The organism is Ruegeria sp. C11, from assembly GCF_056537725.1.
Genome location: NZ_JBQFSB010000008.1, coordinates 195275 through 221080, shown reverse-complemented (window position 1 = coordinate 221080; position 25806 = coordinate 195275). Strand labels below are relative to the sequence as shown.

Annotated in this window: 25 protein-coding genes; 9 read left to right on the top strand and 16 right to left on the bottom strand. The window is 58.4% G+C overall.

Annotation, left to right across the window (positions count from 1 at the left end):
• Positions 1 to 428 precede the first annotated feature (428 nt).
• On the bottom strand, positions 429 to 1613 hold the full coding sequence (locus ACR0NA_RS15930; protein ID WP_480730509.1) for a Zn-dependent hydrolase: 1185 nt from the start codon (positions 1611 to 1613) through the stop codon (positions 429 to 431).
• A 158-nt stretch (positions 1614 to 1771) separates the two neighbouring features.
• Here ACR0NA_RS15930 and ACR0NA_RS15925 point away from each other — a divergent pair, with 158 nt between their 5' ends.
• From ACR0NA_RS15925 to ACR0NA_RS15910, 4 genes are read left to right on the top strand one after another with little or no spacing between them, the layout of a single operon-like run.
• Entirely contained in the window at positions 1772 to 2422 is a 651-nt protein-coding gene (locus ACR0NA_RS15925; RefSeq protein WP_480452433.1) for a histidine phosphatase family protein, read from the top strand.
• Between the two features lie 11 nt (positions 2423 to 2433).
• On the top strand, positions 2434 to 3048 hold the full coding sequence (locus tag ACR0NA_RS15920; protein WP_480730507.1) for a glutathione S-transferase family protein: 615 nt from the start codon (positions 2434 to 2436) through the stop codon (positions 3046 to 3048).
• Positions 3049 to 3062: 14 nt separating this feature from the next.
• Positions 3063 to 4124 carry a saccharopine dehydrogenase gene (locus tag ACR0NA_RS15915; protein ID WP_480730505.1) on the top strand — a complete coding sequence of 354 codons (1062 nt, stop codon included), beginning with the start codon at positions 3063 to 3065 and terminating at the stop codon, positions 4122 to 4124.
• Positions 4121 to 5263 carry a saccharopine dehydrogenase family protein gene (locus tag ACR0NA_RS15910; protein WP_480730503.1) on the top strand — a complete coding sequence of 381 codons (1143 nt, stop codon included), beginning with the start codon at positions 4121 to 4123 and terminating at the stop codon, positions 5261 to 5263. The genes ACR0NA_RS15915 and ACR0NA_RS15910 overlap by 4 nt, the downstream gene beginning before the upstream one ends.
• A gap of 165 nt (positions 5264 to 5428) precedes the next feature.
• Here ACR0NA_RS15910 and ACR0NA_RS15905 read toward each other — a convergent pair whose 3' ends face one another.
• The 7 genes from ACR0NA_RS15905 to ACR0NA_RS15875 form a co-directional block, all read right to left on the bottom strand.
• Entirely contained in the window at positions 5429 to 5629 is a 201-nt protein-coding gene (locus ACR0NA_RS15905; RefSeq protein WP_480730501.1) for a DUF1127 domain-containing protein, read from the bottom strand.
• A gap of 30 nt (positions 5630 to 5659) precedes the next feature.
• The gene (locus ACR0NA_RS15900) at positions 5660 to 5899 is read right to left on the bottom strand and encodes a DUF1127 domain-containing protein (RefSeq protein WP_480730499.1); all 240 of its coding nucleotides are present in this window, start codon (positions 5897 to 5899) and stop codon (positions 5660 to 5662) included.
• A gap of 102 nt (positions 5900 to 6001) precedes the next feature.
• On the bottom strand, positions 6002 to 6154 hold the full coding sequence (locus ACR0NA_RS15895) for a hypothetical protein (RefSeq protein ID WP_480730497.1): 153 nt from the start codon (positions 6152 to 6154) through the stop codon (positions 6002 to 6004).
• Between the two features lie 53 nt (positions 6155 to 6207).
• Positions 6208 to 7302: a tetratricopeptide repeat protein gene (locus ACR0NA_RS15890; RefSeq protein ID WP_480730495.1), complete on the bottom strand. Its 1095-nt coding sequence runs from the start codon at positions 7300 to 7302 to the stop codon at positions 6208 to 6210.
• Between the two features lie 94 nt (positions 7303 to 7396).
• The gene (locus ACR0NA_RS15885; RefSeq protein WP_170655855.1) at positions 7397 to 7714 is read right to left on the bottom strand and encodes a DUF3775 domain-containing protein; all 318 of its coding nucleotides are present in this window, start codon (positions 7712 to 7714) and stop codon (positions 7397 to 7399) included.
• Between the two features lie 134 nt (positions 7715 to 7848).
• Positions 7849 to 8607, bottom strand: coding sequence for a DUF1365 domain-containing protein (locus ACR0NA_RS15880; RefSeq protein ID WP_480730492.1), 759 nt, complete (start codon positions 8605 to 8607; stop codon positions 7849 to 7851).
• Complete coding sequence (locus ACR0NA_RS15875; RefSeq protein WP_480730490.1) at positions 8604 to 9902, bottom strand: NAD(P)/FAD-dependent oxidoreductase; 1299 nt, start codon at positions 9900 to 9902, stop codon at positions 8604 to 8606. Before ACR0NA_RS15875 ends, ACR0NA_RS15880 begins: the two co-directional genes overlap by 4 nt.
• 108 nt (positions 9903 to 10010) lie before the next feature.
• Between ACR0NA_RS15875 and ACR0NA_RS15870 the strand changes: the two genes are divergently transcribed.
• Both ACR0NA_RS15870 and ACR0NA_RS15865 read left to right on the top strand, forming a co-directional pair.
• On the top strand, positions 10011 to 10670 hold the full coding sequence (locus ACR0NA_RS15870; RefSeq protein WP_480730547.1) for a sigma-70 family RNA polymerase sigma factor: 660 nt from the start codon (positions 10011 to 10013) through the stop codon (positions 10668 to 10670).
• A gap of 10 nt (positions 10671 to 10680) precedes the next feature.
• The gene (locus ACR0NA_RS15865; RefSeq protein WP_480730545.1) at positions 10681 to 11331 is read left to right on the top strand and encodes a ChrR family anti-sigma-E factor; all 651 of its coding nucleotides are present in this window, start codon (positions 10681 to 10683) and stop codon (positions 11329 to 11331) included.
• 8 nt (positions 11332 to 11339) lie between these two features.
• Here ACR0NA_RS15865 and ACR0NA_RS15860 read toward each other — a convergent pair whose 3' ends face one another.
• From ACR0NA_RS15860 to ACR0NA_RS15835, 6 genes are all read right to left on the bottom strand, one after another.
• Positions 11340 to 12572, bottom strand: a complete 1233-nt coding sequence (locus ACR0NA_RS15860) for a DNA recombination protein RmuC (protein WP_480730488.1) — start codon at positions 12570 to 12572, stop codon at positions 11340 to 11342.
• A gap of 57 nt (positions 12573 to 12629) precedes the next feature.
• A complete protein-coding gene (mutL, locus tag ACR0NA_RS15855) occupies positions 12630 to 14495 on the bottom strand; it encodes a DNA mismatch repair endonuclease MutL (protein WP_480730486.1) in 1866 nt (621 codons plus the stop codon).
• Positions 14496 to 14790: 295 nt separating this feature from the next.
• Complete coding sequence (locus tag ACR0NA_RS15850; protein WP_170655868.1) at positions 14791 to 15720, bottom strand: metal ABC transporter permease; 930 nt, start codon at positions 15718 to 15720, stop codon at positions 14791 to 14793.
• On the bottom strand, positions 15717 to 16922 hold the full coding sequence (locus ACR0NA_RS15845) for a metal ABC transporter permease (RefSeq protein WP_480730483.1): 1206 nt from the start codon (positions 16920 to 16922) through the stop codon (positions 15717 to 15719). Before ACR0NA_RS15845 ends, ACR0NA_RS15850 begins: the two co-directional genes overlap by 4 nt.
• A 3-nt stretch (positions 16923 to 16925) precedes the next feature.
• Entirely contained in the window at positions 16926 to 17729 is an 804-nt protein-coding gene (locus ACR0NA_RS15840; RefSeq protein WP_480730479.1) for a metal ABC transporter ATP-binding protein, read from the bottom strand.
• A 3-nt stretch (positions 17730 to 17732) separates the two neighbouring features.
• Positions 17733 to 18686 carry a metal ABC transporter solute-binding protein, Zn/Mn family gene (locus tag ACR0NA_RS15835; RefSeq protein ID WP_480730475.1) on the bottom strand — a complete coding sequence of 318 codons (954 nt, stop codon included), beginning with the start codon at positions 18684 to 18686 and terminating at the stop codon, positions 17733 to 17735.
• A gap of 197 nt (positions 18687 to 18883) precedes the next feature.
• Here ACR0NA_RS15835 and deoC point away from each other — a divergent pair, with 197 nt between their 5' ends.
• Genes deoC through ACR0NA_RS15820 form a run of 3 tightly spaced genes read left to right on the top strand, consistent with a single transcriptional unit; the run spans position 18884 to position 23070 of the window.
• Positions 18884 to 19873, top strand: coding sequence for a deoxyribose-phosphate aldolase (gene deoC / locus ACR0NA_RS15830; protein WP_170655876.1), 990 nt, complete (start codon positions 18884 to 18886; stop codon positions 19871 to 19873).
• A gap of 11 nt (positions 19874 to 19884) precedes the next feature.
• The gene (locus ACR0NA_RS15825) at positions 19885 to 22218 is read left to right on the top strand and encodes an aldehyde dehydrogenase family protein (protein WP_480730472.1); all 2334 of its coding nucleotides are present in this window, start codon (positions 19885 to 19887) and stop codon (positions 22216 to 22218) included.
• A 24-nt stretch (positions 22219 to 22242) separates the two neighbouring features.
• The gene (locus tag ACR0NA_RS15820; protein WP_480730470.1) at positions 22243 to 23070 is read left to right on the top strand and encodes an SDR family oxidoreductase; all 828 of its coding nucleotides are present in this window, start codon (positions 22243 to 22245) and stop codon (positions 23068 to 23070) included.
• A gap of 21 nt (positions 23071 to 23091) precedes the next feature.
• On the opposite strand, the gene ACR0NA_RS15815 is transcribed toward ACR0NA_RS15820, so the two are convergent.
• Both ACR0NA_RS15815 and ACR0NA_RS15810 read right to left on the bottom strand, forming a co-directional pair.
• A complete protein-coding gene (locus ACR0NA_RS15815; RefSeq protein ID WP_480730467.1) occupies positions 23092 to 24402 on the bottom strand; it encodes a M16 family metallopeptidase in 1311 nt (436 codons plus the stop codon).
• Entirely contained in the window at positions 24399 to 25739 is a 1341-nt protein-coding gene (locus ACR0NA_RS15810) for a M16 family metallopeptidase (RefSeq protein ID WP_480730464.1), read from the bottom strand. Before ACR0NA_RS15810 ends, ACR0NA_RS15815 begins: the two co-directional genes overlap by 4 nt.
• Between the last annotated feature and the right edge of the window lie 67 nt (positions 25740 to 25806).

Below are 25806 nucleotides of genomic sequence, written 5' to 3'. Positions count from 1 at the left end.
ATCCCAGCATCGCGGCATAGGATGGCGCGCGAAGATTTCGTCTCCTATAGGAAACTTTTTCTCCTTAATCAACATTTGTGTTCAAAAGTACCCAGTATTCACCTTTGCGAATACTAAGACTGTATGGGAAAATTTTGAGAACTTTCTGGTCGCGCGAACATTCTGAAGGAAGAAGGTCAACGCCGTGAAATTCCGGCGGGAGCGGCCGAGGAATTCTTTTCGACAAAGATTCAACGAGTTAGGGAGATCACCAAAATTCAATCCACCCAACCATGGCTTGGCGAACATTCAAAAACGGTGAAAGTTACAGGGCGCTGCCTGGCCTGCGATTGCCGCGAGATGCAGCATCAGCCCTGTTTCCGAAACGACACAGACCGGTTTCCGCAAAGGGAATCAGCCTGCATTCTCTCGTTGGTAGAACTGTTTTTTCAGGTCAGTTTGGCTACCGCCTGTTCCAAAACCTTCAACCCGGCCACCAGATCCGACTCGGCCGTGTCTTCTGCAAAGTCGTGACTGATACCGTCAATCGATGGCACGAACAGCATTGCAACCGGCATCAGCCGCGAAACGTTGGTGGCGTCGTGCAAAGCCCCCGATGGCATCCGCCGCCACTTTTCGGGCGCCACTGCTTCGGCTCCGATCTCCAGCGCCTGCTGCAAACGTTTGTCCATGGCGACAGGCTCAAGCCCCAGCATTTGCCCGAAATGCAGATCAACGCCCCTGTTTGCGGAAACTTCCTGCGCGGTCTCGTGGATAATGTGTTCCATCCGGCCCAGGCGCTCGGCCTCACTGTCCCGCCACTGCATGGAAAACCGAACCTGCCCCGGCACGATAGACGAGGCGTTTGGATGAACAGACACATGCCCGATGGTCCAGACCGTGCGTGGCGTGACCACATTCCGGAAACGCTCATTGATAAGAGCGGTGAACTCGCCCAGCGCCTGAAAGGCATCCCGGCGCAGATGCATCGGGGTGGTCCCCGCATGGTTTTGCTGCCCGTCAAACCGGATCGTCATGTCCCGAATGCCAACGATATCTGTCACGACACCTATCTGATCACCTTCGGCATCCAGCGTGGGACCTTGTTCAATGTGCATTTCGACAAAGCCGGTAAAGCGGTCGGGTTCGACAAATCCGGACACGAGTTCGCCCATAGCTGCCCGGGCGGACCCAAGTGTGACACCAGTATGATCGGTTAACTCATCGGCACTGGCCAGAGGCAGCTGCCCGGACCAGATTGCAGACCCCGTTGTCACGCCAAAGCGCCCCTCTTCGTCCTGAAAGCTGACAACTGACACGGGTCGATCAGCCGAACGCGCCACTTCCAATGCGGCGATCACACCCAGCGCACCATCAAGCCAGCCACCCTCTGGCTGACTGTCGGAATGCGAACCCAACAGGAGTGACGGCCCATCTGCCAAGCCAAAGAGATTACCGACCGGATCGAAACGCGCGTTCAGCCCGGCCTCTTCCATGCGTCCTGCCAGCCACTTTCGGGCCGAAATATCCGCCTTGGAATAAGCGGGGCGAACGACGCCCTTGCCAACACCTGACGCGCCAAAGCTTCGCAACTGATGCAGGTCCGCAAGAAACCGTTCTTCATTCACTGCCATGGCTGCCTCCTGTCATCGGGTCATGCCCAAGATATAACCGTCAGCCTCATCAACAAGATGCCCGGGCGCAACGGCGCAGGTTTTCGCACGAATGGCGTCCGACACCTCTGGCCCCCAACCAAAACCTCCCCTAAGAGTTCCCGCAAGAGGAGCGGCCCATGTCCCACATCACACTAATCCGTCACGGCCAGGCCAACACCGAAGCGCGTGACGAGGAAAGCTATGACAAACTGAGCGAACTGGGTCATCAGCAGGCGCGCTGGCTTGGGGCGCATTTGCACGAAACCCGCGCTCATCATAACCGCGTGTACTGCGGAACGCTTGTCCGCCATGGTGAAACCGCCCAAAGCATGGGATTATCGCAGCCCGTGAAAGACCCACGACTGAACGAAGTGGAATATTTTGCGCTTGCCCAGTTGTTTCAGGAACAGCACGGTGTTCCGATCCCAGAAGACCGCGAAGGATTTGTCGAACACCTGCCGATGACATTCGAAGCCTGGGCAAGAGGTGAAATCGAAAATCCGCCGGAAACCTTTGCCGAATTCGAAGCGCGGGTTTCAGACGCCTTGCGCGAGATCGGCACCGAAGGTGGTCCCGCCATCGTCGTGACATCCGGCGGCCTGATCTCAATGGTGGTGCGTCAGGCGATGGGGCTGGACATACAGGCGATGGCACGCGTCGCCCTTGCCATCATGAACACGTCGATGCATCGTCTGTACCCGATTGGCACACATCTCAGCCCCGTGCTGTTCAACGCCGTCCCGCATCTGGAAGCACCAGAGCGGCAATACGCGCAGACCCATCTCTGACGGAGTTTTCGATGCAACTCTTCTATGCCCCGCGAACTATTTCAATCGCCGTAGCAATCGCGCTGGAAGAGGCTGGTCTGGACTATGAACCCGTTCGGGTCGATTTCGCCAGCGCCGAACAGACGAAACCAGCTTACAAACAGATCAACCCCAAAGGGCGCGTCCCGGCGCTGGTGGTTGACGGTGGCATCCTGACAGAAACCGGGGCTCTGCTGGATTTTGTTGCCTCCGCCGCGCCCGAGGCACGCCTGATCCCGGAAGACGCCGTAATGGCTGCTCGGATGCGCGAGGTGATGTATTATCTCGCCTCTACAATGCATGTGAATCACGCACATAAACTTCGCGGCGCACGCTGGGCCGATAAAAAGCCAAGCTGGAAAGACATGACGGCCAAGGTCCCGCAGACAATGACCGCCTCGTGCAAGTATATCGAGGCGAACGGGTTGCGCGGCCCCTTCGTGCTGGGTGAGAGGTTCAGCCTGGCCGATCCCTACCTTTATGTGGTCTGCAGCTGGCTGGAAGGCGACGGTGTGGACGTTTCGGCCTTTCCAAAAATCCTCGCGTTCCGTGCTGCGATGGAAACACGCCCCTCGGTACAGGCGGTCAAAGCCGCCGGTATGCTCTGACAAAAGGAAACACTATGACACATCTCTGGGTCCGGGCAGAGCAACGCCCGAACGAGGATCGGGTCGGCCTGACGCCTTTCGGGGCCGAACAACTTATCTCGGCCGGTATCCGCGTGACTGTCGAAGAAAGCTCATCCCGCGCCATTCCGATTGAAGGATATGCCAAAGCGGGTTGCGAAATTGCGGCCGAGAACAGCTGGCCACAGGCCCCGTTGAACGCCATTATATTCGGCCTCAAGGAATTGCCCGAGGATGGCACGCCGCTGCCGCACAGCCACATCATGTTCGGGCACGCCTTCAAGGGCCAGCACTCGGGCCGCGCCTTGCTCGAGCGGTTCAGAACCGGTGGCGGCACATTGTATGACCTTGAGTATCTGGTTGATACAACCGGCCGCCGCGTGGCCGCCTTTGGATATTGGGCCGGGTATGCAGGCGCTGCAGTTACACTCAAGACATGGGCGGCCCAGCAAAGGGGAGAGCAGTGCCCTCCAGTCGGCGTTTACCCCAGCAAGGATACGCTCAACGCTGAACTGTCGGCCGAGCTTGACGTCGCAGGATCGCGCCCCCGCGCCATCGTCATCGGTGCCCTTGGCCGTGTCGGAACAGGTGCGGCGGATCTGTGCGAGTTCATGGGCGTCGAGGTCACCAAATGGGACATGGACGAAACCGCAAATGGCGGACCCTTCCCCGAAATTCTTGAACACGATGTCTTCCTGAACTGCATCTTTGCCCGCCCGGGAACGCCCGTTTTCGTCCCGCGTGAGGCGCTGAACGCACCCCGGAAACTGACCGCGATCGGCGACGTGGCCTGCGATCCGGACAGCGATTACAACCCGATACCCGTCTATGACCGGGCTACCTCGTGGGAAAAACCTGCCCTGCGCGTCGCCACCGACCCGGTGCTCGACGTCATCGCCATCGACAACCTGCCGTCCATGCTGCCGGTCGAAAGCTCCGAGGATTATGCCGCACAGCTGCTGCCTTCACTGCTGCGACTGACCGAGATCGACAGTGGTGTCTGGGAGCGGGCCAAGGAGACATTCAAAACTCATATGGAAGAAGGAACTGACCGATGACCATTCACTGGTGCGGCACCGGCCTGTCGGCCATTCCCGGACTGCGCCGCCTTATCGAGGCCGGGCAGCCCGTCATCGTCTGGAACCGGACCGTCGAAAAAGCAAAGGACGAAGTTGGTGATCTGACGGATGATATTCGCGCTTTCGATATCGACGTTCTGGCCGGGGTTCTCCAAAAGGGCGACGTTATCGTGTCGATGCTGCCGGGCGATTGGCACGTTCCGCTGGCCGAGCTTGCGATCTCGAAAGGGGCGAATTTCGTTTCCTCATCCTATATCGCGCCGGAAATGCGGGCGCTGGATGACAAGGCGCGCGAAGCCGGGGTGGCGCTGGTCAACGAGGTCGGCCTAGACCCGGGCATCGACCACCTGATGGCCCACGCGCTGGTGGACGACTACCGTGCCTCGTCTGCGTTTGACGCCCAAAATCATTTGAGCTTCATCTCGTATTGCGGCGGCATTCCCAAAAACCCCAACCCGTTCCGGTACAAGTTCAGCTGGTCGCCGCTGGGCGTGTTGAAAGCGCTTCGGTCTCCGTCGCGGTCGATCCGCGACTACGCGCCTCTGGATGTAGCGCGGCCATGGGATGCGATCAGCAGCTATATCGCGCCCCTGCCGACACCGGAAAGTTTCGAAGTTTATCCGAACCGCGACTCGATCCCTTTTAAGGACCAGTACCATTTCGAAGACCATTGGCCGGTCAAAGAGTTTGTCCGCGGCACCCTGCGCCTGAACGGCTGGGCCGACGCGTGGTCGGATGTATTCGAGGAAATCGAAACACTCTCGGGGCCCGAAGGCGATGCGCGGCTCAAGGAAATGTCCGATCAGTTCTGGGCCGAGAACGCCTATGACGAGGGCGAGCCGGATCGCGTTGTTCTGTGCGTCGGGCTGAAGGCCGAGAAAGACGGGCAAGAGGTCTGGCACAAGACCTATGTCATGGATGCCTGGGGTGATGAACGCGGCACCGCGATGGCGCGTCTGGTGTCGATCCCGGTCTCACTGGCGGTTGAGGCGGTACTGAACCGCGCCATTCCGGCAGGTGTTCATGCGGCACCGAGCGATCCCAAATTGGTGTCAGGCTGGATGGGAGAGATCGACAAGCTGGCGCAGCATTTGCAGGTTGTGGACCATCTGGCGTAACAGGGTCAGTTGCCCGACCCTGAATGACCCGCCAGGGCAATTCGTTGACCAGACGCCTGAATGTGCAGAAGCCACTCCGCCGTTTTCGGAGTGGCTTCTGGGATCGCAACTTCAACAATCCGCTTTCCCCGGTCAGACCGGCATCGATTGCTTTCACTGCAGAGTTCAGATGTATCGTGCAATCGTAGCCTCGATATCGCTTCGATTGATACCAAGTTCTGAGAGCTCGCTATCCGACAGGCGATTCAGTTCGTGCGCCGCACAAACTACTTCACCTTTGATCGCCTGAATTTTCATTGCCTGATCAAACAGCAACAAAGCACTGGCGGTCGCCTTGGATTCTTTGAAACCGTCCACGTCAAACATCGTGTTCCTCCTTGAAACTGATACCTTGCATTACTGCCGAAGCGGCTGGTGATGATAAACACTGTCGTAGGCACGCCGTTTTATCTGGTCACGCGGCAGGCCTATGTCCTGCAATTGCTCATCGCTGAGATTTTCGAGTTCCCGCACGGTTCTTGAAAAAATCCGGCGGCGAAAGTGTTCGACATTGGCTTCGACATAGTTGGAATACAAACCTGCGAAAACACCGGTCTGATTTTGGATTGCTGATGCGTGTTGCATTTGAAACTCCATCCAATTTCTGAACGTTGTGTTGCTCTGATTTCAGATAAAGGGTCGGCGTGTTAACCTTGTTGGAACAGAAGATTAAAGTTTGTTTAGTAAAATAACCTGAAGTTATGACTGGTGCTTGACGGCGTTTGGGATCAGACGGCTCAACGCCTGCGCCGACGATCCCGGCGGAGGTTTTTGCAGCATTGAGCGGAAATTAGTGTCCGTTGGATGGGCGAAGTCGACAAGCTGGCGAAGCATTTGCAGATCGTGGATCATCTGTCGTAGCACCGCCTTTAACGCCCCTTCCGGACCGGAATGTGAGGGGGCCGCTAGTTCACATGCGTATAGGCCAGATCCACCAGATTTCGACGCAATTCAGGGCCGAACAGGTATTGTGTATAGAATTTACTTTCCTTGGTCTCAGATTGTCCGTCCAGAAACTGGAATTCACCACCGAAAGCACAATTGAGAATTCGGTCTTCCAATATCATGCTTCTCGCATAAGTCGCGGCCTCGCCTTGCTCAAATCCCGCTGCTGTACCTAAATACGTCGCTTGAAACAGCACTCGTGCAAGCGGATTTGCATCTTCAAAGTACTCAGCTAGCGAAGAATGTCCGATAGCTGAAAGTACGTTGTCGATAAATCTCGGATGCAACCTGCCCCATTCGTCGATTGCATCGCCGCAGCTTAGTTGCGGGTAGCTTGCGCGCTTTTCGGGAAACAGTGGTGGACATTCCGGTCCGGCATACCTGCATGCCAACAGGAACATCTCGCGAAGATACGTATCCTTTGGTTTTCGCTTGAGCAACTTGCGATATGTCAGTGCCGCCAAACGGTTCTCTTTGGATTGAATGTGGGCAAACCCCAAGTAGCTCAATACCCAAAGTTTCTCGGGGTGGATGGCTGCAAGATCGCTCATGTACACGGCCATCTCATCAAACCGTTTCATGATCCGAAGCAACTTTGCCTTTTGTTTCTGGGCGTAGTCATCTTCCGGCACCACTTCCAACGCGCGGTCCGTGGCTTTCAGAGCAGCGGGGTAGTCTTTCAGATTTGCCAGAACAAAACCCTTCAACGACCAGGATGCATGACCCGCGGGGTCAATCCGGGTGCCCGCTTCGGCGTCCCTCAATGCGTTCGGCCAGTCCTTGAGGGCAATATAGGCCCGGCTTCGGTTTCGATACATCAAAGCCAGATCTTCATCGCTGAGAGGCCATTGTGCGATGACATCATCGCAGGCCGCGATAGCCGCATGCGAGTCGGGGCCGGGGATTTTACAGATATCAAATACAGCGTAAAATTCTGCTGTGCGTTGCTGCTGTAGATACACCCAGCCCAACGAGGCAGCGGCCACAAGAACGGCCACCGCTCGGGTCAGAAATCTTATTTGGGTATCGTCACCTGAAAGTTGATTTGAGCTCATGAAAACAACCAGAAGCAAGAACTCTCGCAGAGTTCGCACTTTGGCTTAGAGCTGTCCATCGGAATAAACCGTACAATCTGTTTGGGTGATCTGATTACATCAGATCGTTTTCGACGTCCTCGGCCGATATACCCAACGCATCCAACCCGTTTTCCAAATGGTCCGACAGGTGTGGCGTTCCGATCAGGTAGTCGGCGCAGGGGGTCGAGGCCTCGGACCTCGCTGTGGCAATGGCCTCGGCCAGATCTTCGGCGAAAAAGCTTTCGCGACCGATCCACATGATCGCAACCAATTCAGCCTGCTCATCCTCGCTCATACGATCTACGAATGCGCGCAATTCGCCTTCGGCCCGGTCCAGTTCGCGCCCCATCATGGCGACCTGAGCAACCTTTCTTGCCGAGATTTCCAGCATTCTCCAAACTCCTCTGTCCGCTGTTCGAGCTTATCACAATCATCCGGGGCAGTGCCCGTCTTTGATCTTACGCAAACAAACGGTGATGGTGCGCAGAGTTACCGGCAAGTGGTGCAACACGACCCCGATCGGGGTCATCCCCGGCTCACATCCGGTTTGCGCGGGACTGGCGGCCGCCGGAAACCTGCACCCTTCAGCCACAGTCTGAACGCCTGCCAATGGATCAACCCCAAAACGCGGCGCGCGCCCAAGGGGCGTCTCAGCAGTGACCATAGGATCGTTTTGTTGGTCAGTGGACGACGACGCCCAGCGAGAGTGGCAATTAATCCGCCCTTTTCGCGCCCGTAGTCGATCCAAACGCCAACGCGATCCTCCCGGTAGTCAAAACGGAACGTATATCCACCTGTCCGCGGCTGAAACGGGGATACGTGCAACTGCTTTTGCGCTGTCAGTCGATCCGATGGCGCAATCCGGGACAGGTCAGGTTTGTGGCAGACATAGCTGTGGCGGGTACCGTACGTGTTCGTGACCTCAACCACCACCGCGTAAAACGTGCCTGCCTCATCAAAGCAGAACCAGAAGCTGACGGGATTGAAAACGTGGCCCAGAAAACGAGGCTGGGTCAGCAGCGAAAACCGCTTAGGCTGTGGCAACTGAAATTCTGCAAACCTGTCGCGTACCCACATGGCCCCACGGCCCATTCCGGGCGGGCCACCATGGTCACGATCGCGGACGCCGGTCAAATTTGCCCGGTTGCGCGAGAACAACATAGGCGCGCTTTGGTCAAGCTCGGGATCAAGCAATACGTAATCCACCGAATAGCGAAATCCGTTTTCAATCGTCCCCTTCCGCCCGTGATAGGTATGGGCGGCGATATGATCGACACTGCTCATTCCGCTGCCATCCGTACCGCATCGGAACGATTGATCCCTTCGGCAACATCAACCGCGCTGGCCAACCCGTCCTCGTGAAAACCGTGCCGCATCCACGCCCCGCAAAACCACGTTGAATTCGCCCCATTGAACTGCCTGATCTCCTCCTGCGCATTGAGGGCCGCAAGATCAAAAACGGGATGGCGGAACACGGCCTCGTCGTAAATCAGATCTTCCCGAATGCGGCGGCGCGAGTTGAGGGTTACGAACATCTGATCGTCATCCGGGATCGGTTGCAGCGAGTTCATCCAGTAGGTGATATCGACGCGTGTGGAATCGGGGTGGGCATCCTCGGTATGCACCCAACTGGCCCAACATCTGCGACGGCGCGGCATCACGGACGGATCCGCGTGCAAAACCACATCGTTGGGCTGATATCGGATTGCGCCAAGCGCCGCGCTTTCCTGTGGCGTCGGATCGGAAAGAAGCGAAAGCGTGTCATCGGAATGCGTGGCAAATACGATCAGGTCGAACCGCTCCCACTCGCCCCCTTGCGCCTTCACCTGAGGTCCGTCAGCCATCCTGCGGACGCCGTCGATTGGTGCCCCCAGCCGAAGATCGACCTGCTTTTCCCGCAGCACGGTTTCCATGCGCCTCACATACTCGATCGAACCGCCCTGCACCGTGTACCACTGATGATCCTGACGGGCGTCCAGCAAAAGATGATTGTCGAAAAACCTGATCATCGCATGTGCGGGGAAATCCAGGATCTTCTCCTTAGGGGTTGACCAGATCGCACCTGAAAACGGCTCAAGGTAATATGAGCGAAACCACTCTCCGGTTCCCAGATGCTCCAGCAGTTCGCGTACTGTTATTGATCGGTCGTCAATGAAATCGACGGCACGGCTGTTAAACAGAAACAAATCCCGCAACATACGTAAAAATCGTGGCTGGACCAGATTTCGACGCTGCGCAAACAGGGCATTCGCGCTGGACAATGAATATTCCACGGCCCCGCCCCGCGCGGAGACACCAAAGCTCATATTGCTTTCGACAATCGGAACGTCTAGGCGATCGAACAACCGAACAAGATTTGGGTAAGTCGCCTTGTTGAACACGATAAACCCGGTATCAACGGGCTGATCGCCCCTTTTTCCCGCCACTTTGGTTCGGGCATGGCCACCAAGTCTTGTCGCGGCTTCAAACAGGGTCACCTGATTGGTGTCCGCCAAGAGGTTTGCAGCACCCATCCCAGAAATACCGCCGCCAATGACTGCGATTCTTCGTGGCGCCCCGGACATCTGGTCAAATGTCATTCCGTTCTCCGACTATCTTTACCAACAATTACGCAGATGGATGAAATCCGGATGACTTTTTTTACCGAACTAACTGATCCGGTTTGGGGGATCGTGCGTAATAGGTTTATGTTTACCGAGATGGACCCCGCAGATCAGATCCAGCCGGCCGAAGTTGAGGCCGGGTGTTTTCGATGTGAACACAGACCGAAACAGACCGGCAAGGCTTTGGTGAACAAAAGAAGTAACAAGAAGGACGCGCAAGGCGAATGGGTGGCTCATGTTCTGCGCATTCGGGACGCGCAGGACAGGGCGGCTTTTGCAGAGCTGTTTCGCCATTTTGCCCCGCGGGTCAAAGCCTTTCTGATCCACTCGGGATCAGATGCGGCACTGGCCGAAGAGTGCGCGCAGGAGGTTATGGCAACCTTGTGGCACAAGGCCCATCTTTTTGATCCCGCCCGAGCGTCTGTGGCCACATGGGTCTTTACTATCGCGCGCAACAAACGAATTGACGCGTTGCGAAAACAACGCCGCCCCGAGCCCGAGGATTTGTACTGGGGGCCCGAGGCTGAACCGGAACAGGAAGCAGTGATATCGCTGCAACAGGAAACCGTGCAGTTGCGCAGCGCCATGAAGGGCCTGCCGGACGCACAAAGGGAGCTGATCGAAAAGGCCTATTTCGGCGATCTGAGTCATCGCGAAATTGCCGCCCAAACGGGTTTGCCGCTGGGCACGATCAAATCCCGGATCAGACTGGCGCTGGATCGCCTGCGCCACGCGATGAGTTGAGTACAAGATGATGAACGAAAATATCAGACACCACCTGACAGACGATTTACTGATGGCCTATGCAGCCGGCGCCTTGCCCGAAGCGTTCAACCTGATGGTGGCGACACATGTATCCCTGTGTGACCATTGCCGCGCCCGTGTTGAAAGCTTTGATGCCATCGGAGGCTGCGTACTGGAAGAACAGAACGCCACAGAAAGCCTGAGCAACGACGCGCTCGCCGCCACCCTGGCGCTAATTGATAAAGGTCCGCCACAGCCAAAGCCAACTCAGGCAACTTGTGACGTGTTGCCTGCCCCACTTCAGGATTACGTGGGCGGCAGAGTCGGCGATATCCGCTGGAAATCAATTGGCATGGGTGTAAAGCAATCCATTCTGCCAACGTCGAAAGATGCCTCGGCCCGGCTTTTGTTCATCCCTGCCGGGGCTGCGGTGCCGGATCATGGCCATCACGGCATCGAGTTGACGATGGTCCTGCAGGGCGCTTTTTCAGATGAGGTTGATCACTTCGCCCGTGGCGACGTGGAAATCGCCGATCAGGAATTGGAGCACACGCCGGTGGCCGACATTTCCGAAGATTGCATCTGCCTTGCAGTCACCGACGCGCCGTTGAAATTCAACAGCCTGATACCGCGGCTTGTTCAGCCTTTCCTTCGTATCTGAATGCGCTGCTAGGTTTTACTCAACGGGACCACATTTGCGGCCTCGTCCGGGGCCAGTTCCTCGAAGTCAAAATTGTCCAGCCGCTGCGCCCTGCGGCCTGCCTTTTCAGCGCTGATCTTGATCTCCGAGATATCCTTGGCTGCCTGGCCAAAGTGACGGTCCAGGTTGGCAACCCGATCCCCCAGACGCTCGACGTCCTTGTGCAGCAGGCCCAGTTCTTTTCGAATTGCCCCGGCCTGCTCGCGCATCCGCGCGTCTTTCAGGATCGCACGCATGGTGTTCAGCGTCGCCATGCAGGTGGTGGGGGATACGATCCATACGCGTTTGGTAAAACTCTCCTGCACCAGTTCGGGGAACTTCGCATGCAACTCGGCATAGACCGCTTCGGACGGCAGAAACAGCAACGCCCCATCAGCGGTTTCACCATCAAGGATGTATTTCTCGGAAATATCGGTGATGTGCTTGCGCACAGTACTGCGGAACATCTGGATCGCTGATTTCAGCTCCATGTCATTCGTGGCGCCAATCAGGGCCTCATACGCCTCCAGTGGAAACTTGCTGTCGATCACGATTGGCCCTGGCGGGTTTGGCAGGTGGATCAAACAATCCGCCCGCTTGCCGTTCGACAATGTCGCCTGCAGCGAATAGCTGTCCGATGGCAGCGCCTTGGACACGATGTCGTTCAACTGAATTTCGCCAAACGCGCCGCGCGTCTGCTTGTTCGACAGGATATCCTGCAGCGACAGAACATCACCCGACAATTTGGTTATGTTGTCCTGCGCCTTGTCGATGGTTGCCAGCCGCTCCTGCAGTTGCGTCAACGAAGTCGCGGTCTGTTTCGACGAACCGTGCAGGGTTTCCTTCATCCGTTCCTGCATCTCGGCCAGAGCGCGGGTGGATTTCATCGCATTGTCGGCAAGCCGGTCGTTCATCTGCTGCTGCACTGAGGACAAGCGCGCCTCGACCGTCTGAATTACCTGCACCTGCGCGTTGGCCTGAGTGTCCGAGACATGCTGCAAACCGCCGCGCAGCTGCTCCTGCCCGTGCCCCAATTGTTGAACATGCTGACCCAGATGAGCGAGTTGCTGCGATAGGGGCGCCGCCATCCGCGCGGACCGATTTGCCGCGCGCAGCGACAGAAACAGCAGGAACAACACCAAAATCATCAGTCCCGCCCCGACCAGACCAGCCAGAACGATCGGATCGCTCAGAGAATATTGTGTGCCTGCAATCTCAATCATCTCAATCCACGTGTTCTTGTTTTGTTTCTTTCCGTATACCCCTTGGGCACCGCGGGATCAACTGCGCCCGAACAGCCGCTCGATATCGCTCAGCTTCAGTTCCACATATGTCGGCCGCCCGTGGTTGCACTGTCCGGAGTGGGGCGTCGCCTCCATCTCGCGCAGCAAGGCGTTCATCTCTTCGGCGCGCATCCGGCGTCCTGATCTGACCGATCCATGGCAGGCCACCCGACTGAGGATCGCTTCGATGCGGGCCTGCACAGTCTGGCTTTCACCCTGATCAGACAATTCGTCCAGAATGTCGTGGATCATGGCACATGCATCAACTTCGCCCAGAATCGCCGGGGTTTCACGCACCGCTACCGCACCGCCCCCGAACGGCTCGATGGTCAGGCCGAGACCGGTCAGATCGCTGGCAACTTCCATCAGGCGCGCGCAGTCACCCTCGGACAGCTCCACAATCTCAGGGATCAGCAGCGCCTGTGCCGCGACACCGTTATCCGCCATCTGGCGTTTGAGCTTTTCATAGACCAGCCGTTCATGCGCCGCGTGCTGATCAACGATCACCATGCCATCTGCGGTTTGCGCAATGATGTAATTTTCATGCACTTGCCCACGGGCCGCGCCAAGCGGCAGATGCTCGGCAGGCTGCGGAGAATCTTGCGCTTCTGGCTCTTGCCGCACCTCGGGTTCAACAACACTGCCGCTATAGTCGCGCGCGATTTCGGCAAAACCCGGGGACTGCGCCTGAAACGCTACCTGACGCGCCGCCGGCGACGGGCGGTCCATCTGATATACACGCGCGGGTTCGGTTTTGTCCGGCTCTGGTCGCATCGCCCCCAATGTCGCCCCCGCAACCGTAGTAGACGCACGATGGCCCGCATCTGCCAAAGCGTGCCGCAAGGCAGAAACGATCAGACCTCGTGCGACACCCGGGTCGCGAAACCGCACTTCGGATTTTGCCGGGTGCACATTCACATCGACCAGCATGGGATCGCAGTCGATAAACAGGGCTGCCGCCGGGTGCCGGTCACGGCTGAGGAAATCGAAATACGCCGCCCGCAACGCCCCGGTCAACATCTTGTCCCGTACGGGCCGACCGTTGACAAATAGGTACTGCGCAACAGCCGCACCCCGCGAATAGGTCGGAAGCGCGGCATACCCGAAAAGCCGAACGTCTTCCCGCGTGGCATCGATCCTCAGGGCATTCTCGGCGAATTCTCGGCCAAGTATCCGCGCCAGTCGGGCGTGAAGTGCGTCAAACAGGTCTCCGTTTTCCCGATCAGCCCGGAAAACCACCCGTCCCTCACCCCCGCCCGAAACATCGCGCAGGGTGAACGTGATCGCCGGTTCCGACATCGCCAGTCTCTTGACGGTATCGGTTATGGCCTGTGACTCGGCCCGGTCCGTCCGCATGAACTTGAGCCGCGCCGGCGTGGCAAAGAACAGATCGCGCAGTTCAACAATCGTACCCGCCCGCAAAGCTGCAGGTTTTACCGGTTCGATTTTACCACCGGAGACGTGGATCATGGCCGCCTCACCTCCGGGGATGCGGCTTGTGATCGTCAAACGCCCCACTGCGCCAAGCGAGGGCAGCGCCTCACCCCGGAACCCGAACGTGTGGATGTTCAACAAATCCGACCCGTCGATTTTTGACGTCGCATGACGGGCCAACGCCAGCGGCAGGTCGTCAGGCGCGATGCCGCAGCCGTCGTCAGTGACACGAATTAGCGTCTTGCCACCGCCGGAAATGTCTATGGAAATTCGGGACGCCCCGGCATCGATGGCGTTTTCAACCAGCTCCTTGACGGCGGAAGCCGGGCGTTCAACCACTTCACCCGCTGCAATGCGGTTGATCGCAGTCTCGTCGAGTTGGCGAATGACCGGACGATCTTCGCGGATATTGGGGTTTGCCTGCGCCATACCTCAATACCTAGCATAGCCAGCTACGATTCTGCCACCGGTTTGATAGGTATAAACAGGTCACTCAGATGCTGTAGAATCGTTTCGTCCGGCTAATCCCGTGGGCCAACCTGATCGGTTGGTATCCGCGTGCTGGACTGGCCGGACGAACGTTGGTGAGTGGTGGTCATCCAATTGGTTATGCCGCAACACGTAGCATAGACGTGTTTCCAAATCAGCCAGAGCGCCAGCGATGTGTAATTTGAGCGATGTTCAGCCGATGTGCCGCAAAAGACACTGGCAGGAAAGCGCCAAGTCAAGACTGAATTGGCGCCCCTGCGCGGGTCCGGCATGGCCCGAAAATTGCCGCCAATGCGAGTATCAGGCCCGACATGGTGGCGATCATACCGGCTGCGCTGACGGCCTCGGCACCACCCAGCCAGATCGGGCCGTACCCGGCCAGCACGTATCCGGAAACGGCTGAGGCAACGGCGAAACCGATACTCCAGATTATCTGGGCCTCCAGACGATTGGTCATCATCCGGGCAGCTGCCGGTGGGCAAATGAACATCGCAATAACGATGATCGAACCTACGGCGTCAAAGGCGGCAACTGCCGCAACTGCTGCGGTCACGACCAGTGCCATACCCAGCAGATTGGTCCGGATGCCGATAGTGCGGGCGAACCCCTCGTCAAAGGTGGAAATCTTGAGCGGACGCCAGAACAGCCAGGTGAAAAGACTGACACCCACAAGCGCCAATGCCATCCTGGGTAACTCTGCTGGTAAACCGGCCAGTGCCTCGGGATCAAGCAGTGAAGACCAGCCGGTTGCATCCAACCAGATAAGGCTTTCAAGATTGCCGTAAAGCGCGTGTTCCACATCCAGATGCACGGTCGATGTGTCGGTCTGCTCCAACAGCAGAACGCCAGCAGCGAACATCGTGGTGAATACCACACCCATCGCGGCGCCCGGCTCGATCTGACCCAGACGGCGCACAGCCTCGATCAGGACGACCGCCAGAACGGCCGCCCCGGCAGCGCCCAGCATCATCGGCCAAGTTGAAATGGCACCCGTCAGCAGAAACGCGACCACGATGCCGGGCAGCACTACGTGGCTGATGGCGTCCCCGATCAGGGCCTGTTTGCGCAAGACCAGAAAATTCCCCGGCAAAGCGCAAGCGATGGCTGCGAAGACGCCGATCAGAAGCGGCGTCAGTGAAAGTGGTACAAATTCTTCACCGCTCATGGCCGAACCTCTTGTGGGCCACCGATCCGGCGGTCGATTTCATCGATCTGATCACGGGTCAGCACCGTTTCGATATCGCGAAGCCCGTCGTAAAGCGCCGCTGCGGCTTCGTGAGCCTGATCAGCGCGAACGATTTCCCAGCGATTTTCGTCGCGCAGAGCCTTGGCCGCGCGTGCCTTGCCCGCCTCGGTCACAACCCCATCGGCACGCACCAGACCGGCGCGGCGCAGCAGGCGAAGGGTCAGTGGCTCATAAATCTGCTGACCTTGCGCCAATGCCAAAAGCCCTTGCCTCATGTGGACGCGGCGCTGGAATCGCAGGTGGCGCAAGACTGCGGCCAATACCCCTCGCACCGGTGCAAAGAACAACGACAGAGCGAAAAAGGCAAAGCTGACAAGGACGATGATCGGGCCCGTTGGTAGATTCGGGGCCGAAGCTGACAGCGCCGCACCAAGATAGCCGGCCAGCCCACCGGCAAGACCACTAAGCAAGACCACGCGATCCGACCTCTCGGACCAGAACCGGGCCGTCACGGGTGCAATGATCAGCAAGGCGACGATCAGGATCAGCCCTACGATCTTGAGGCCGACGACAGTGACCGCCATGACAAGCCCCATCATCGCCAGATCGATGCGCCCGACCGGCAGCCCGCGGGCCGCTGCGTATTCCGGGTCGAACGCCACCAGCATCATCGGTCGGCGAATGATCATGACCAGCGCCAGAGTTGCCGCCCCGCCAAACGCGATGATCAGCGCATCCGCCCACAGCATCCCTGCGGTCGAACCCAGCAGGAAACCCTCCAACCCTGCCTGACGACCGGACCCCATGGTTTGGATGATCGTCAAAAGAACAACACCGAACCCGAAGAACACAGACAGAACCGCACCGATGGCGGCATCTTCGGCCAGCCGCGTGCGGTTGGTCAGCCAGTTCATGCACAACAGGCCTACCCAGGCCGAGATGGCCGACCCGGCGAGCAATCCGATCAGGTTGCGCCCGTCTGCGCCAAAAGCCACCATGGCCATGAAGGCGATGCAAACCCCCGGCAAGGTCGCATGGCTGATCGCATCGCTGACCAAAGCGCGCTTGCGCAGGAACAGAAATGTTCCCGTCACGCCAGCGGAAACACCCAGCAATGTCGCACCAATGGCGACCAGCGTGGCGTTATAGCCAAGCTGAAGAGTCAGAGCATCCCAAAGCATGAATTATCCCAGGGCGCGGGAAATCTGATCGATCTGCGCTGTCGCCAGTCGCCCTCCATAAGCGGCCTGCAAAGTTTCGGCTGTGAAGGCATCGGCGACCGCGCCTTCGGCAACCTTACGCGTGTTGATCAGAAATACGTGGTCGAAATAGTCGGTCACGGTGGCAAGGTCATGGTGAACCACCACTACGGTTTTGCCGGCCTGTTTCAACGATTTCAGAACAGCGATGATCGCCTTTTCCGTAGCCGCGTCCACACCCGCAAACGGCTCGTCCAGAAGATAGAGATCGGCGTCCTGCGCCAATGCCCGTGCTAGAAAGACCCGCTGTTGTTGTCCCCCCGACAATTGTCCGATCTGCCGATCAGCGAAATCGTGCATGCCGACCCGATTGAGGCAATCCATCGCCTTGGCCACGTGGCGCGCACGAACCCGCCCCAACAAGCCCAATTCATGATTGAGCCCCATAAGAACCACATCTAGAACCCGCGTCGGGAAATCCCAGTCAACGCTTGCACGCTGCGGTACATAGGCAATCTGACGTCGCTGTTTATCTAGCGGCTTGCCAAACACTGTGATCTGACCCGAAAGCGGTTTCACGATCCCCAGCGCCGCCTTGAGCATTGTGGATTTACCAGCCCCGTTAGGCCCGATGATCGCCGTCATCGCCCCCGGCTGCACGGTCATATCCACTGAGAACACGGCGGGCTTTTGGCCATATGACACCGTCAGCCCCCGAATGCACAGTGGGCTGTGTTCCGGTTCATCTTTGGAAAGGACAGTACCTTCGCTGGCCGCAAGCTCAATCATTCCTCAAAACCCCGCCGAAAGCTTGCTGTCCATGCCCCGCGCAGGAACATCGGCCCCCAGAGCGCCCGCGATCACGGTGAAATTGTGATCCAGCATGCCAAGATAGGTGCCTTCATAAGTGCCCGGCTCACCCATCGCGTCCGAGAATAGCTCGCCTCCGACACCGACCTTGTGTCCTCTGGAGGCTGCGCCTTCGATCAGGGCGCGCATCGAGCGGTCAGAGACCGAGCTTTCTACAAATACCGCGGTCAGCTTGCGATCAACCAAAGTGTCGACCAGAGCTCCGATGCGATTCAGCCCTGCCTCGGACTGTGTTGATATTCCCTGAATACCCAGCACCTCGAAGCCGAAATCCTGCCCGAAATACCCAAAGGCATCATGGGCCGTAACCAGAACGCGGTTTTCCTCGGGAACCTCGGACAATACGCTATTTGCATAATCCACCAGACGGTCGATGTCGGCCAGATGCCGTTCAGCATTGGCCGCGAAGGCATCCGCAGCCTCGGGCCGCGCCTCGGTCAGGGCCTTTTGCACTTCGACAACTACATCACGCCACATAACCGGGCTCATCCATACATGCGGATCGTATTTGTCTGCATAATCATCGTGGGCGCGCAGTTTGGATTTGTCGACGCCCTCGGCAACCGCGACAACATTCCGCTTGCGCCCCAGGTCATGAAAGAACTCTTCCATCTGCGCCTCAAGATAGAGGCCATGCCACAGAACCAGATCTGCGCGGGTCATCGCCACGATATCGGTACGGGTCTGGCGATAGGCATGCGGATCGACGCCCGGCCCCATCAGGCCCTTGACCTCGACCTGATCACCCCCGACCTGACGCGCAGCGTCGGCGATCATGCCCGTGGTCGCGACCACCTTCAGTGGTGCCTCGGCCCAGGCCGTCAGTGGCAATGCAGCCGCAAAAGCAAGCGCTGCAATAAAGCTGCGACGAATCATTTCCGACCCCTTTTCGGTATCTCTTGAGAATGAATATGCGAACCATTCGCAACTAAGTCAACGCTATTGCGAATTATTCGCAAAAAAACGCTCAATTTGTCCAAATGGTCAAAAATTTCCTGAATTGCGAACGGGTGCACCTTCCATTCCTGTGTCTCACGTGCGATTTTGACGCAAACCTCCCAAAGGAAGCGATGATGGAAACGCAGAGCCTTGAACGCACCGCGCATCTGCCGCAAGTGACCGAGCCCAGAAACCCCGGAATGGCCCTTGATCTGGACTGGGTGCGCGCCGTGCAGGCCAACACCTCGGCGATCGAGCGCCGCGCGGCGACCCTGCCCGGTCGGCGGTCAGTGAAAAAAGATTATCAGGCAGCATGGCTGCTAAAGGCGATCACCATGATCGACCTGACCACCCTGTCGGGTGATGACACGGTGGGACGCGTGCGCCGCCTGTGCGCCAAGGCGCGCCAACCGGTTGCGTCGTCGGTTCTGCAGGCGTTGGACATGCCACCGATCACCACCGGGGCCGTTTGCGTCTATCACGACATGATCGAAACAGCCGTCGAGGCGCTGAAGGGCACAGGTATTCCTGTCGCAGCAGTTTCCACTGGCTTCCCGGCGGGCCTGTCGCCGTTTCACCTGCGCGTGGCCGAGATTGAGGAAAGCGTAAAAGCCGGTGCCGAGGAAATCGACATCGTGATCTCGCGCCGCCATGTGCTGTCGGGCGACTGGCAGGCCCTGTACGATGAGATGAAGGCGTTCCGCGTCGCCTGCGGTGATGCACATGTCAAAGCCATCCTTGCCACCGGGGAACTGGGCAGCCTGCGCAATGTCGCGCGCGCCTCTCTGGTCTGCATGATGGCGGGCGCCGATTTCATCAAGACCTCGACCGGCAAGGAAAGCGTCAATGCCACTTTGCCTGTGTCACTGGTGATGATCAGGGCGATCCGCGACTTCTATGATCGCACCGGATATCGGGTTGGCTACAAGCCTGCGGGCGGGATCTCCAAGGCCAAGGACGCGCTTGTCTACCTGTCGCTGATCAAGGACGAACTGGGTGATCGCTGGCTGGAACCGGACCTGTTCCGCTTTGGCGCGTCGTCACTGCTGGGCGATATCGAACGGCAGTTGGAACACTATGTCACCGGGTCCTACTCGGCTGGCTACCGTCACTCCATGGGCTGAGGACAAGAACAATGACAGTCAAAGAGATTTTTGAGACCATGGATTACGGCCCCGCCCCCGAAAGCGCCGCCGAGGCGCTGGCCTGGTTGGTCGATCAGGGCGACAAGTTCGGCCAATACATCGACGGCAGCTTCACCAAGCCCGGCAAAGGGTTCGACAGCCGCAATCCGGCGACCGGAGAGGTGCTGGCTAAGCTGACACAGGCGAAACAAGCCGATGTGGATGCCGCCGTTGCAGCGGCTCGCAAGGCCCAGCCGAAGTGGGAAAAACTGGGCGGCACAGGTCGCGCACGGTATCTTTATGCAATCGCGCGCCTCTTGCAGAAGCACTCGCGGCTGTTTGCAGTGCTGGAAAGCCTCGACAACGGCAAACCGATCCGGGAATCGCGCGACATCGATATCCCTCTGGTGCAGCGGCATTTCTATTACCACGCAGGCATGGCCCAGCTTATGGAAAGCGAAATGCCCGATGCTGAGGCACTGGGTGTCTGTGGTCAGATCGTGCCATGGAATTTCCCCCTGCTGATGCTGGCGTGGAAAATCGCCCCGGCGATCGCGATGGGGAACACGGTGGTTCTGAAACCGGCCGAGTACACGTCGCTGACCGCGTTGCTGTTTGCCGATATCTGTTCGCAGGCCGGGTTGCCCAAGGGCGTGGTCAACATCGTAACTGGCGACGGTGCGGTGGGTGAGATGATCGTGGCCTCGGACGTGGACAAGATCGCCTTTACCGGCTCGACCATTGTGGGCCGCCGTATCCGCGAGGCAACCGCTGGCTCGGGCAAAGAACTGACGCTGGAGCTGGGTGGCAAGTCTGCCTACATCGTCTTTGACGACGCCGATATCGATTCAGCTATCGAAGGTCTGGTCGATGCGATCTGGTTTAATCAGGGTCAGGTCTGCTGTGCGGGCTCCCGCCTGCTAGTTCAGGAAGGCATTGCCGACAGGTTCCACGAAAAACTGCGCGCGCGGATGGACAAGCTGCGCGTGGGCGACCCGCTGGATAAATGCATCGACGTGGGCGCAGTTGTGGACCCGGTCCAGTTGCAGACCATCAAGGGTATGGTCGAAAGCAACACGGTTGGCCACGTGCATCAGGCGGCGTGCGAACTGCCCGCAAATGGCTGCTATTACCCGCCGACCCTGATCTCGGGACTCGAGACCTCGGACCCGTTGATGCAGGAAGAGATTTTTGGCCCGGTACTAGTATCGTCCACGTTCCGCACCCCTGAAGAGGCGGTGGAGTTGGCCAACAACACCCGTTACGGGCTGGCCGCGACGGTCTGGACCGAAAATGTGAATCTCGCGCTGGATATCGCACCCAAGCTGGTTGCGGGCGTGGTCTGGGTGAATGCCACCAACCTGTTCGACGCCGCTGCCGGATTCGGCGGCGTGCGCGAAAGCGGCTTTGGCCGTGAAGGCGGCTGGGAAGGGCTGACAGCCTACACCAAGCCCAAGGGCAAGGCTAAACCGCTGTCAAAGGTCGAAGCGACCACCGGCGAAGGTGCGCCGGTCGACGCGATTGACCGCACTGCCAAGATGTATGTCGGCGGCAAGCAGGCGCGACCCGATGGCGGTTACTCGAAACCCGTCTGGGGCAAATCCGGACTTCTGGGTCATGTGGGTCTTGCCAACCGCAAGGATGTCCGCAACGCGGTTGAGGCTGCGGCGGGGGCCAAGGGCTGGTCCAAGACCACCGGCCACCTGCGGGCGCAGATCCTTTATTACATCGGCGAAAACCTCTCGGCCCGCGCCGAAGAGTTCGCGGCACGCATCGACGCGATGACCGGCAAGAAAGACGGCGCGAAAGAGGTCGAAGCCTCGATCCAGCGCCTATTCACCGCCGCCGCCTGGGCCGACAAATATGACGGTCAGGTGCATGGTGTGCCGATCCGTGGTGTCGCCATCGCCATGAAGGAACCAGTGGGCGTGATCGGCGCGCTTTGCGCGGATGAGGCACCTCTGCTGGGTCTGGTCTCGGCCATGGCCCCGGCAATCGCGATGGGCAACCGGGTGGTTCTGGCAGCATCCGAGCCTTACCCACTGGCAGCGACGGATTTCTACCAGATTCTCGAAACCTCGGACGTTCCTGCTGGCGTGGTCAACATCCTGACTGGCAGCCATGCGGAACTGGCGAAACCGCTGGCTTCGCACCTGAACGTTGATGCGGTCTGGTCGTTCTCCTCTACCGACCTATCGCAGGAGATCGAAGTCGTGTCGGCCGGGAACCTGAAGCGCACCTGGGTCAATAACGCAACGTCCTTTGACTGGGGCGTGGACCACAGCAAACGCTTCCTTCAGGCTGCGACCGAAATCAAGAACATCTGGGTGCCCTACGGCGAGTAGGGCTCCCGCTTCAGGGAGGCCTACATGAATTTTTCAGACGAGTTTGCGGGCAAGGCCGTCATCGTGATCGGCGGCACCAGTGGCATCAACCGCGGCATTGCCGAGGCCTATGCGGCCTCGGGTGCCAGAGTGGCCGTCGCCAGCCGATCTCAGGAGAAGGTCGACGACACTGTCGCGGCACTCAGCGCTGCAGGCGCAGCCGAAGCAATCGGTGCGGCATTCGACGTGCGCGACCCCGATGCTGTGGCGGAAGGTCTGAAGCAGTTTCACGATGCATTCGGTGATATCGACATCCTTGTTTCGGGCGCCGCGGGTAACTTTCCGGCTTTGGCCGCGGACATGTCCGTCAATGCGTTCAAAACCGTAATCGACATTGACCTGATGGGAACCATCCACGTGATGAAGGGGGCTTATCCCTACCTCAAGCGTCCGGGCGCCAGCATCATCAACATTTCGGCCCCGCAATCCTATCTGCCTTACGAGGGGCAGGCCCATGTCTGCGCCGCCAAGGCAGGTGTCGATCAGATCACCCGCACGCTGTCGATGGAGTGGGGCATCGAAGGCATACGTGTGAACTCGGTCGTTCCCGGTTTCATCGAAGGAACCGAAGGGGCTAAACGGCTGGCCCCCACCGAACAGGCCGAACAGATGTTCCGCGCGGACGTGCCCCTTGGGCGCTGGGGTACCACGTATGATGTCGCGAATGCCTGCCTGTTCCTTGGGTCGGATATGGCCAGCTATATCAGTGGCACGGTACTGGCTGTTGACGGGGCGCTTTATCAGCGCGGGTCCGGCCGGTTCGGTCAGATGATGGGACAGATGTTGCGCGGCATGAAAGGCAAAAGGGGTTGAGCAACGCTCAACCCCCTCTAATCAGTTCGTTGTTTCCAGCCCCTCTGGCTTGCCCACAACTGTGAAATGCAGTCCCTCCGGGTCCAGCAATTCCTTTGCGACCCGGTTTGCATCTTCCAGCGTCACCGCGTTCACCTTGTCGTTCCGGGTCGCGATATAGTCGATGGGCAGACCCTGCATCTGCATCCCCACCATAATCCCTGCAATCTGGCCATTGCCGTCAAACCGCAAGGGATAGGCACCGGTCAGATAGGTCTTGGCGTCCTGCAGTTCCTTTTCTGTCACGCCCTCGCTGGCGGCGCGTTCCCATTCGCTGCGGATGACATCGATTGCCTCTGCAATCCGTCCATTGGCTGACGACACCGAACCAAGATAGACCGAGGCGAGATCCTTGGGCACGAGATAGGAATAGACCCCATAGGTCAGCCCGCGCTTTTCCCGAACCTCCTGCATCAGACGGCTTTCAAACCCGCCTCCACCCAAGATGTGATTCAGCAGATATGCCGCAAAGAAATCTGGATCGTCGCGGTCGATACCTTGTTGAGAAAACAGGGCGACCGACTGTGGGGTGTCAAATTCGACCACGCTGACGCCACCCGGAATATTGACCTCGGCCTTACCGGGGATCGGCTTGCCGGTCGCGGGCAGGTCCGCCAAGAGCTTATCCAGCAACGCGCCGAGTTCTTCCGGAGTAATGTCGCCAACCGCGCCGACATATAGACGGTCTTTGGCAAAGACACTGTCATACGCCTCTACAATGTCATCGCGGGTCAGTGCGGAAACGCTTTCTATCGTGCCCTTCCCGTCCGACGCATAGGGATGGTCACCATAAGCCATTCGGGCAAAATTCAGCCCGGCAATGTCATTGGGATCAGTCTCATCGGATTTCAGCCCCGACAGGACCTGAGCGCGCACCCGGTCGACCGCATCCTGATCAAAGCGCGGTTCATGGATCGTCGTGCGCAGCAGATTGACCACTTCATCGCGGTTCTCGGTCAGGAACTGCGCCGAAATCGCCAGTGAATCGTCCGTTGCCTTGTACTGGAACGAGGCAGCTAATGACTCAAGCTTGCGCGTGTAGGCCCGGGCATCCATGTCGCCTGCGCCTTCCTCGATCAGTCCGCTCATCAGATAGACAGCACCCCGCTTGTCCGGATTATCCAGAGAGGTACCGCCGCGAAAGCGAATTTCCAGCGCGGTGAAAGGGATCGAGTGTTCTTCAACCAGCCAGGCCTTGATACCACCGGGGGATGTCACTTCCTGAATCTCGACCTCAGCCCAGGCAGGCAGCGCTAGAAAAAACGCGATCAGGGTTGTGAAGAAGGTTTTCATTGGGTCACCTCGTCATCACGCATCAGCCAACCTGTAACCGATCCTTCGGGCTGCAACACCTCGCGGGCGGCGGCAATAATTTCCTCTCCGGTCACGGCCTGCAGGATTTCGGGCCATGCCTGAACGTCCTCAACCGTCAACCCACTGGTCAGGGCCTGACCGTACCGATTTCCGATGCCGTCCACGTTGTCGCGCGCGTAGACCTGGGCCGCGCGCAGCTGCATCTTGATCCGGTCAAGGTCTTCCTGCCTTACGCCTTCGGCTATGAAATCAGCTACAGCCTGATCCATGGCCTCCTCGGCCTCTTGCAGGGAAACGCCCTCGGCCGGAACGATAATCAGATCAAAGGTCGTGTCATCCAGCGAAACACCGCGATAGAACGCCCCGGTATAGACCGCTGTCTGATTATCGAATTGCAGCTTTTCATTCAGATACGACGTCGTCCCGCCGCCTAGCAGTTCCGCAAGAAGAAACAAGGCGGCAGCCTTCTCCTGCTCGCCGGCGTCCCGTTCCGGCGCCAGATAGCTGCGCTGAACATAAGGCTGCGCGACGCGCGGGTCCTTATAGGTCAGGCGCCGTTCCGCCGTCTGAGGTGGCTCTTGTGAGCGCACACGCTCTGGCAGATCAGGGTTTGCAGGGATAACGCCATAATATTCCTCGGCCAGCTCCTTTACCTCTTGCGGGTCGACATCACCGGTAACGACGAGAATTGCATTATTGGGGGAATAGTAGGTCTGGTAGAAGGATAACGCATCCTCCATATCCAGCTCTTCCATCTCGTGTTTCCAGCCGATGATCGGCACGCCATAGCGGTGGTTGAGATATTGCGCGGCGTTCATCTGCTCGCCAAACAGGGCGCGGGGATTGTTTTCTGTACGCTGGTTGCGTTCTTCCAGAATCACATCGCGTTCAGTTGCGATATCGCCTTCGGTCAGGCGGATGTTGCGCATCCTGTCCGACTCCATCCGCATCATCAGCGCCAGACGGTCAGCAGCAACACGTTGATAATACGCGGTGTAGTCATAAGACGTGAACGCGTTGTCATTGCCCCCATTGGCCGCAACGGTGGCCGAAAACTCGCCCGGTGCCAGCGTGTCGGTCCCTTTGAACAGCAGATGTTCAAGGAAATGTGCCACACCCGACGAACCTACGGGTTCATCCGCCGAGCCCGCCCGGTACCAGACCATATGCTGCACCACCGGTGCGCGGTGATCTTCGACCACCACGACGTCCATACCGTTGTCCAGCGTAAAGGTTGTCACCGCTTCCTGCCCGTCCAGAGCAAAAAGCGGAGTAGCGGTAAGCAGGGCGGCTGACAATGCCAAAGCCCGGACCATGCGGCGTCCTCCGTTTCGTTTCAACAGTCAACCTACGGCGCGGACGCGCGGGATCAAGAGTGATGAC

Excerpts from the sequence above, each read along its gene's own strand:
- ACR0NA_RS15930 (WP_480730509.1), bottom strand. The coding sequence starts at position 1,613 with ATGGCAGTGAATGAAGAACGGTTTCTTGCGGACCTGCATCAGTTGCGA.
- ACR0NA_RS15925 (WP_480452433.1), top strand. The coding sequence starts at position 1,772 with ATGTCCCACATCACACTAATCCGTCACGGCCAGGCCAACACCGAAGCG.
- ACR0NA_RS15920 (WP_480730507.1), top strand. The coding sequence starts at position 2,434 with ATGCAACTCTTCTATGCCCCGCGAACTATTTCAATCGCCGTAGCAATC.
- ACR0NA_RS15915 (WP_480730505.1), top strand. The coding sequence starts at position 3,063 with ATGACACATCTCTGGGTCCGGGCAGAGCAACGCCCGAACGAGGATCGG.
- ACR0NA_RS15910 (WP_480730503.1), top strand. The coding sequence starts at position 4,121 with ATGACCATTCACTGGTGCGGCACCGGCCTGTCGGCCATTCCCGGACTG.
- ACR0NA_RS15905 (WP_480730501.1), bottom strand. The coding sequence starts at position 5,629 with ATGTTTGACGTGGACGGTTTCAAAGAATCCAAGGCGACCGCCAGTGCT.
- ACR0NA_RS15900 (WP_480730499.1), bottom strand. The coding sequence starts at position 5,899 with ATGGAGTTTCAAATGCAACACGCATCAGCAATCCAAAATCAGACCGGT.
- ACR0NA_RS15895 (WP_480730497.1), bottom strand. The coding sequence starts at position 6,154 with ATGATCCACGATCTGCAAATGCTTCGCCAGCTTGTCGACTTCGCCCAT.
- ACR0NA_RS15890 (WP_480730495.1), bottom strand. The coding sequence starts at position 7,302 with ATGAGCTCAAATCAACTTTCAGGTGACGATACCCAAATAAGATTTCTG.
- ACR0NA_RS15885 (WP_170655855.1), bottom strand. The coding sequence starts at position 7,714 with ATGCTGGAAATCTCGGCAAGAAAGGTTGCTCAGGTCGCCATGATGGGG.
- ACR0NA_RS15880 (WP_480730492.1), bottom strand. The coding sequence starts at position 8,607 with ATGAGCAGTGTCGATCATATCGCCGCCCATACCTATCACGGGCGGAAG.
- ACR0NA_RS15875 (WP_480730490.1), bottom strand. The coding sequence starts at position 9,902 with ATGACATTTGACCAGATGTCCGGGGCGCCACGAAGAATCGCAGTCATT.
- ACR0NA_RS15870 (WP_480730547.1), top strand. The coding sequence starts at position 10,011 with ATGTTTACCGAGATGGACCCCGCAGATCAGATCCAGCCGGCCGAAGTT.
- ACR0NA_RS15865 (WP_480730545.1), top strand. The coding sequence starts at position 10,681 with ATGAACGAAAATATCAGACACCACCTGACAGACGATTTACTGATGGCC.
- ACR0NA_RS15860 (WP_480730488.1), bottom strand. The coding sequence starts at position 12,572 with ATGATTGAGATTGCAGGCACACAATATTCTCTGAGCGATCCGATCGTT.
- mutL (WP_480730486.1), bottom strand. The coding sequence starts at position 14,495 with ATGGCGCAGGCAAACCCCAATATCCGCGAAGATCGTCCGGTCATTCGC.
- ACR0NA_RS15850 (WP_170655868.1), bottom strand. The coding sequence starts at position 15,720 with ATGAGCGGTGAAGAATTTGTACCACTTTCACTGACGCCGCTTCTGATC.
- ACR0NA_RS15845 (WP_480730483.1), bottom strand. The coding sequence starts at position 16,922 with ATGCTTTGGGATGCTCTGACTCTTCAGCTTGGCTATAACGCCACGCTG.
- ACR0NA_RS15840 (WP_480730479.1), bottom strand. The coding sequence starts at position 17,729 with ATGATTGAGCTTGCGGCCAGCGAAGGTACTGTCCTTTCCAAAGATGAA.
- ACR0NA_RS15835 (WP_480730475.1), bottom strand. The coding sequence starts at position 18,686 with ATGATTCGTCGCAGCTTTATTGCAGCGCTTGCTTTTGCGGCTGCATTG.
- deoC (WP_170655876.1), top strand. The coding sequence starts at position 18,884 with ATGGAAACGCAGAGCCTTGAACGCACCGCGCATCTGCCGCAAGTGACC.
- ACR0NA_RS15825 (WP_480730472.1), top strand. The coding sequence starts at position 19,885 with ATGACAGTCAAAGAGATTTTTGAGACCATGGATTACGGCCCCGCCCCC.
- ACR0NA_RS15820 (WP_480730470.1), top strand. The coding sequence starts at position 22,243 with ATGAATTTTTCAGACGAGTTTGCGGGCAAGGCCGTCATCGTGATCGGC.
- ACR0NA_RS15815 (WP_480730467.1), bottom strand. The coding sequence starts at position 24,402 with ATGAAAACCTTCTTCACAACCCTGATCGCGTTTTTTCTAGCGCTGCCT.
- ACR0NA_RS15810 (WP_480730464.1), bottom strand. The coding sequence starts at position 25,739 with ATGGTCCGGGCTTTGGCATTGTCAGCCGCCCTGCTTACCGCTACTCCG.